Source organism: Citrobacter sp. (assembly GCF_050252275.1).
In the GTDB taxonomy this organism is placed as follows: Bacteria; Pseudomonadota; Gammaproteobacteria; order Enterobacterales; family Enterobacteriaceae; genus Citrobacter_A; species Citrobacter_A amalonaticus.
The window spans coordinates 1-4,950 of the sequence record NZ_JBFWLF010000323.1; the positions used below are offsets into that span (position 1 = coordinate 1).

Sequence of the window (4,950 nt, forward strand, 5' to 3'; positions counted from 1 at the left end):
CCTTGTCGACGAAGAGATTGCGCTTTTGCAGGAGAGCTGGGGAGAGGCACCGTCGCAACCGGAACTGGAGATGGAACTCGACCTCTTTGACCGCCGCCAACTGGAAACCGTGCTTGAGGTCTGTCGCCGCAGCGCATCGTTGTCCGAAGCCGGACGTGAACTCTTCGCCGTCTCACGACAAAAGAAAGCCAATCCCAACGATGCCGACCGTCTGCGTAAGTACCTGGCTCGGTTTGGTCTGAGCTGGGAAAATCTCAAAGTCAGAACATAAGCATAATTTGTTTGAATAATACCTCTTCACACGATACACCATAATGATGGTTGGGCTCGATCCCAACCCGTTAATAACAAGCAAACACAACATACGTGCAAGGAAAACAACATGCTCGCCACTCTCACCAGGCTGTTCCCGTTATGGGCGCTGCTGCTCTCTGCTATTGCGTATTACACGCCATCCACCTTTACGCCTGTCGGCCCGTGGGTGACGACATTGTTGATGCTGATTATGTTCGGCATGGGCGTCCACCTGAAAGTGGATGATTTTAAACGTGTGCTCTCACGCCCGGCACCGGTTGCGGCGGGAATTTTCCTGCACTATCTGGTGATGCCGCTGGCGGCCTGGGTACTGGCGATGGCATTTAACATGCCGCCGGAACTCTCCGCCGGGATGGTGCTGGTCGGAAGCGTCGCCAGCGGCACGGCATCTAACGTCATGATCTATCTGGCGAAAGGCGATGTCGCACTCTCGGTAACGATCTCTTCCGTCTCCACTCTGGTGGGCGTGGTCGCCACACCGCTGCTGACGCGTCTGTATGTCGATGCGCACATTCAGGTGGATGTGATGGGGATGCTGCTCAGCATCCTGCAAATTGTGGTGATCCCAATTGCGCTGGGTCTGGTGATCCATCATCTGTTCCCGCGCGTCGTGAAGGCAGTTGAGCCTTACCTGCCCGCGTTTTCGATGGTCTGCATTCTGGCGATCATCAGCGCAGTGGTTGCCGGTTCCGCCGCGCATATCGCGTCCGTCGGCTTCGTGGTGATTATCGCGGTGATCCTACACAACACCATCGGCCTGCTCGGCGGTTACTGGGGCGGGCGCTTGTTTGGCTTTGACGAGTCAACCTGCCGCACGCTGGCGATCGAGGTGGGAATGCAAAACTCCGGTCTCGCCGCCGCGCTGGGTAAAATCTACTTCGGCCCGCTCGCGGCCCTCCCCGGCGCACTGTTCTCGGTCTGGCACAACCTTTCCGGCTCTCTGCTGGCGGGGTACTGGTCCGGTAAACCGATTGATGAACAGCAGAGTGCTGTCAAAGAAAATTGATCCCCTGCGAATGGGGGATTTCCCCCATTCCTTGCCTTCCTTGTTTGAACCTCATCACAAAACAACAAACATCAACACAAAACAAAAATATAATTAATACCTTTATTTTCAATTAATTATTATAAATTTATTATTTTATAGAGAGCTGGATTCGTTCTTTTAATGTTGCTTTATTTTGTTTTGCTTGGGAATATGATTCCACTACAACACAGATAACCCCCTACCCTATCTTTTCTTTGAGGCCGCTATGAAAAAAATTGCGATTATTGGAAGCAGTGGAGGCAACCTCTACAACCTGGGTGGCGCAGAGCCAGAGAAGTTACTCCAGGAGATTTATCAGCAGTGTGAAGCCGCGGGTGTCACCGTCGCTGCCGTGCAGTTCATTGCAGCAGAGGCGTCGATGGATGTCGCCAAACCTGACACCCCAGCAGCCGTCTATGCCTTAACCACAGAAAACAACACAAAACCACAACGTATCTTCCAGGGCAAACTCTCCGAGGTGAATGCCTCCGTCGTCGAGAGCGATCGCCAGATAGCCGGGATGATCCGCAGCGGTGAGATCGACGGGATCGTAGTGATGAGCGCCGATCCGGTAAAAGCTAACCAGGCCGTTTTTGATGCCGCCGTAGAAATGAAAACCCCGATTGTCGGCACCGGCGGCACCTCGATGGCGCTGGTCGCCGCAAAGGGCGCCAATGTGGTCGCCACCTCAGGCACCACGGGGACCACCAGCCGCACTCGCGCGGTCTCTTTCGTCGCCTCGCTGTGTAAATACTGGGGTATCAAATACAAACCCCAGTTGGGCAGCGCGTCGCCTGCACAAGGCGGTTCCGGAAAGAGTCTGCTTAAGCGCTTTAACATCCGCAGCATCATGATCCCGGCGCTGCCAGGCTTTATCGCGATGGCGATCGTACTCGCCCTGAGCCACATCCCCGGACTGGAAAAACTCAACGATATCTTTGAAATCCTGCTGAAGGGTCTGCCGGTGCTGGTTGCCGTGCTGGCGGCAAAACAGATCTCCGAACTCGATGAAGTCTCCATTGTGGCCGGGGTCGTCGCCGGGGTGCTTTCCGTTGAAGGCGGCCTGATCGGGGGGATTATCGGCGGTCTGATGGCCGGGATTTTTGTGCGCTGGTTGTTTGAGCTGTGCCTGAACTGGCGTTTCCCGATGACCACCGTCAACATCGTTGCCGGCGGGATTTCGGGTCTGGCTGCTGGCCTGATCATGCATTATCTGCTGAGTCCCCTGGCGCTCTCCGCCGGTAACTACATCAAGCTGGCTATCGAAAGCACGCTGGCATTCAGTCCGATTCTTGCCGGGCTGCTGGCCGGTCTGGTGATCTGGCCCGCGATTCTGGGTGGTGTCTATCACGCGGTCATTCTACCGCTGGTGCTGCTGGAGATGGAGAAATCCGGCGTCAGCTTCCTCGGCGCTGTGGATATGGTGGGTCTGGTGATGGTTGCTGCCGGCATCAACCTGGCTAACGTCATCGCACCACGCGAAAAAAGCGAAGCGGCCGTCGCCACACCAGGCCTGCTTATCAACCTGGGCTTCGGAACGTTTGTGGAATCCGCCTACCCCTTCATGTTCGCCAACAAAATCGTCTTTGGTTCCGCCATCTTCTGGGCCGGAATGGGCGGCATGATGCTCGGCTTCTTTAACGTCAAAGGGGTGGCCTACGTCCCGGCGTTCGCCTCACCGTTCTTATCCAGCAACGCATTACAGATGGCGATTGTGATGTTCACTGTCATGGCAATGACCTGTATCACCACCATCATTGCGAACCGTTTTAAGGCTGTCGTACAGAGTGAATCTGTGGCGTCTGCCCGTTAATAAATGCACAAACACCAGAGGTACACCATGTTTAAAGGCGATATGAATAAAAAACGCGCCAAAGCGTTACAGAAAGTGAAAGATGCCATCGCGCTGCACGGCGGGCAAACCATCCTCAGCACGGGGATCACCGGCGACGATGCGCGCCTGGCAAAAGCGGTCTGTGAGGCAGGCGTGAAACTGCTCGAGCCGAACCATCCTGCGCTGGCGCTGGCGCGCGGACACAAAGGGGTGAGTAACATGCACGCGGCGGAGCAAATCCGCCACGAAATCACCAACGGTCAGATGGCAGAAGCTGTGCACGGCGTGCGTAATGTGGTCCCGGACGACATCTTCATCACCGTGGGCATTGCGGGCGGGTTTACCGAAACGCTGCCCGTCCCGCTCAGCGAAACAGAGATTCTGGAGATTGCCCGCGCCGGAGCTGACGGTTTACATACCCATAAATCAGACTGGGACGACCTGCAGGACATCGTCAACCTCGCCCATCAGTATGGCCTGACCGTGGATGCCTACATTGGTCATCCGGATGATTTGCATACCTTCGGTATTCCGGCACGCACCCCGGAAGAGGTCGCCAGCGTAGCGAAGCGTATGCAGGAAATTGGCGTCGATATGATCGGCCTGATGACCGGCATGAGCTATGAAGGCGTGGCGGCAGGCGATATCCCGCAGATGATTAAAGACCGTCTTCGGGCGCTGGTTGGCGCGGTGGACGTCCCGACGCTGGCGGAAGGAGGCATTAACCTCGCCAATGCCAAAGCATTTAAGGACACCGGGGTTAATATCCTGGTCGTCGGTACGGCAATCGACAATATGGTCTGCAATGCCGCCAAAGAGGCCGTGACCCCGTTTATCGCTCATGCCTAACGACAGAGAACAATAATGCTACTGGTTACCGATCTGGATGGAACATTGCTGACGTCGCAGAAAACTATCACGCCACGCACACGTCAGGCGCTGGTTGACTTTCGTCAGCGCGGCGGTCTGCTGGCCGCCTGTTCCGCCAGACCGGTCTCCTCAATGGCGCGCCTGTTACAACAGCAGCAGGTTGAGACACTGTTTGACTGGTGCGCAGGCTTCAACGGTGGACAGATCCTTGAGCTGGCGTCGCAGCGCATTCTGCATTCTGCGGCCCTTACCCGGATGGATCTCAGAGAGATTGACCGCCATATTTCGCTGTCCCGTTATCCTCACCATTTTTTTACTGCCCAGGCGATTTATCACCGCGACGATCGCCTTATCGCCCCGTGGACATCCTATGAGGCCAGTTTATTTGCGTTACCGCTTATTAGCGCCGCACCAGGGAATATCTTTAATCGTCGCGATATATTTAAAATTACGCTGGTCGCAGAACACGCCAGGATCGACGATCTCTGTCGGGAAATAAGTCGTCAGTTACCCAATGACTATAAGGCGACAATCACCGGTGGGAATTATATTGATATTCAACGTAGCGAAATAAATAAAGGCTATGCGCTAAATGAAATCGCCCGCCAATTAAATCTGTCAACCACTGAGATTGCCGCCATTGGCGATCAACAGAATGACATCAGCATGTTCGCCGTTGCCAGGTTCGGCATCGCAATGGGCAACGCGCCAGATAGCGTGAAACATCAGGCGCGGTATGTAACCACCACCAATGATGATGAGGGTATCGTCTGCGCGCTGGAGTGGTTGCGTTGCTCTGCGCATCCAGTTACCATGCGGCAAAGTTCGACCCTGGCGGAAAATAATGAACCCGATTAAAAGAAGAAAGCATATTCTTGATGAATTAAACAAGTTCGGTGAAGTG

Annotated in this window: 4 protein-coding genes and 1 pseudogene; all 5 read left to right on the forward strand. The window is 54.8% G+C overall.

The genetic code is table 11. The features are described 5' to 3' along the window. Positions 1 to 271: pseudogene (locus tag AB7E14_RS20535) on the forward strand (sigma 54-dependent transcriptional regulator); the annotation flags it as partial. Between the two features lie 111 nt (positions 272 to 382). After that, entirely contained in the window at positions 383 to 1,321 is a 939-nt protein-coding gene (gene panS, locus AB7E14_RS20540; protein ID WP_044265250.1) for a ketopantoate/pantoate/pantothenate transporter PanS, read from the forward strand. A gap of 247 nt (positions 1,322 to 1,568) precedes the next feature. After that, the gene (locus AB7E14_RS20545) at positions 1,569 to 3,155 is read left to right on the forward strand and encodes a PTS sugar transporter (protein WP_316962657.1); all 1,587 of its coding nucleotides are present in this window, start codon (positions 1,569 to 1,571) and stop codon (positions 3,153 to 3,155) included. Positions 3,156 to 3,182: 27 nt separating this feature from the next. Then, on the forward strand, positions 3,183 to 4,025 hold the full coding sequence (locus AB7E14_RS20550; protein WP_044253395.1) for a histidine biosynthesis protein: 843 nt from the start codon (positions 3,183 to 3,185) through the stop codon (positions 4,023 to 4,025). 15 nt (positions 4,026 to 4,040) lie between these two features. Continuing rightward, on the forward strand, positions 4,041 to 4,904 hold the full coding sequence (locus AB7E14_RS20555) for a Cof-type HAD-IIB family hydrolase (RefSeq protein WP_044268576.1): 864 nt from the start codon (positions 4,041 to 4,043) through the stop codon (positions 4,902 to 4,904). Positions 4,905 to 4,950: the final 46 nt, after the last annotated feature.

Excerpts from the sequence above, each read along its gene's own strand:
- AB7E14_RS20550 (WP_044253395.1), top strand. The coding sequence starts at position 3,183 with ATGTTTAAAGGCGATATGAATAAAAAACGCGCCAAAGCGTTACAGAAA.
- AB7E14_RS20545 (WP_316962657.1), top strand. The coding sequence starts at position 1,569 with ATGAAAAAAATTGCGATTATTGGAAGCAGTGGAGGCAACCTCTACAAC.
- AB7E14_RS20555 (WP_044268576.1), top strand. The coding sequence starts at position 4,041 with ATGCTACTGGTTACCGATCTGGATGGAACATTGCTGACGTCGCAGAAA.
- panS (WP_044265250.1), top strand. The coding sequence starts at position 383 with ATGCTCGCCACTCTCACCAGGCTGTTCCCGTTATGGGCGCTGCTGCTC.